The sequence below is a fragment of the Persephonella sp. genome, from assembly GCF_027023985.1.
Taxonomy (GTDB): domain Bacteria; phylum Aquificota; class Aquificia; order Aquificales; family Hydrogenothermaceae; genus Persephonella_A.
The window spans coordinates 1-1,705 of the sequence record NZ_JALVTW010000020.1 but is presented as its reverse complement, the minus strand read 5'-3'; the positions used below and the strand labels follow the sequence as shown (position 1 = coordinate 1,705).

The following is a 1,705-nucleotide window of genomic DNA, read 5'->3' as shown; positions in this document are numbered from 1 at the left end:
TCTATTTCAGAATATGTCATATCAAAGAATTCTTCTAACAATTCTTTATCTTTATAATCGTTTTGTTTGCTAAATCCACCTATGAGAAAAAATTTCTTTAAGAAGTCTTTATTTTCATCTTTTACTAATTTAATTGGTGTAGTAGAAATGTAGTTCCTTAGACATAGAAAATCCCCTTTTGATAGATTTGCTAACCTTTTAGCTTCACCTTCAGGAAACCCAACGTTTATTAAAATTCCTTCTAACCTATAGGGAGTTGCTTTTTCTATAAAAATACTATTTTCCTTCCTTTTACGAGATATTATAGGTTTAATAACAATATGTCCTTGCTTTATAGCTTGTTCATAACTAACCTGTGGGGTATCTGTAAAAGCTGGGATTAATATATATTTTCCATTTATATTTGTTAATAAAAGGTTGTCCCAACCTTTTGTATCAGTAATAATCAGAACTTTTGATTTTAGTTCGGGTTTATATTTCAGAACAGAAGCTATGAAAAAATAAATAATTTCTTCTATACTCTTTCCTGTGATTTCTACTAATTTTATGTATTTTTCTAAATTATCAATTATCTCCCTTGAAATTTCATCTCTACCAATTATAACCATATCATAGGTGAATTCTGGTTTTGTTGATTTTGATAAGAAAGACCAATACGAATCAATATCATATACGTTATCAGATATTTTACCAATTAATCTGGCAAACCATATTTTTACAGGAAAGGCTTTTTCTAAAAGTTCTTCAATATCTGTAGCATCATATATTTTTATATCTTTCCAATTGGATTTTTCCTTAAATTTATTCTCTAAGTTTATTTTTTCCTCTGTATTTGAAAATCTTCTTCCAGTAATTAAAATAAACGAATATTCTTTTTGTTCCTCTGCAGAGGTTTGTTTTGTTCTTTTTTCAAAATCTTCTTTTATTTTTCCTTTATAGTTCTCATTTGTTCCACATTCCCATATAGACTTGCCATAAGGAACAAAATTATTATTCTCATATTCGGATTCAACATAACCATCAAATCCTTTTACAGAAACATTATTACCACTTGGACATATAATGCGTGCATTCGGAGATGAATAATATATTAGTTTTTTAATGAGTTCTGGAAGCTCTTCCTGAGATCTCCTTGGATTTGTATTAATCCATTGCTCAATGTCTAAAGCCGTAATTTTCATGCATTATCCCTATAGTTTTTTAATTTTTTATCAAAATAATTATAGGGCTAAATTTGATGTAATCAATGTAATAAGATATATAAGTTAATTTCCCCTTGACATTCACATTCAGGTTGTATATATTATTATCCGCTTTTGATGAAAAAGCGTTCCCGTTTTGAATATGTGAAGTTAAAATCGGTTTGCGGGCGAGCCCCCGCAACCAAAATATAAAAGTCATTGAAAAATCTAAGAGAGTCATAAAAGGGCTTGACAAGAGAAAATAGAGGGTATATATTGGGTAGTCCTGTTTGGCTACATGGCAGTATGAAAAGAAGAAGTGGAAAAAGGGTTGACAAAGGGCGAGATAGATAATATACTGTATATCTGTCTTTAGGAGCCTGAGCGGCTGAGTTAAAGGCTACTTGGCATTGAGAATAAGGGAGCTGGGAGCCAGGAGATAGATTTATTTGGAGAGTTTGATCCTGGCTCAGCGCGAACGTTGGCGGCGCGCCTAACACATGCAAGTCGAGGGGCAGCAGGCC

The 1,705-nt window shown here is 31.7% G+C and carries 1 protein-coding gene and 1 rRNA gene; one reads left to right on the top strand and one right to left on the bottom strand.

What is annotated here, in order from left to right; all coding sequences use genetic code 11:
* A partial coding sequence (locus tag MVE07_RS05590; protein ID WP_297455186.1) for a hypothetical protein occupies positions 1–1,181 on the bottom strand: 1,181 nt, incomplete at its 3' end.
* 446 nt (positions 1,182–1,627) lie between these two features.
* Between MVE07_RS05590 and MVE07_RS05585 the strand changes: the two genes are divergently transcribed.
* Positions 1,628–1,705 (top strand): 16S ribosomal RNA (locus tag MVE07_RS05585); the annotation flags it as partial.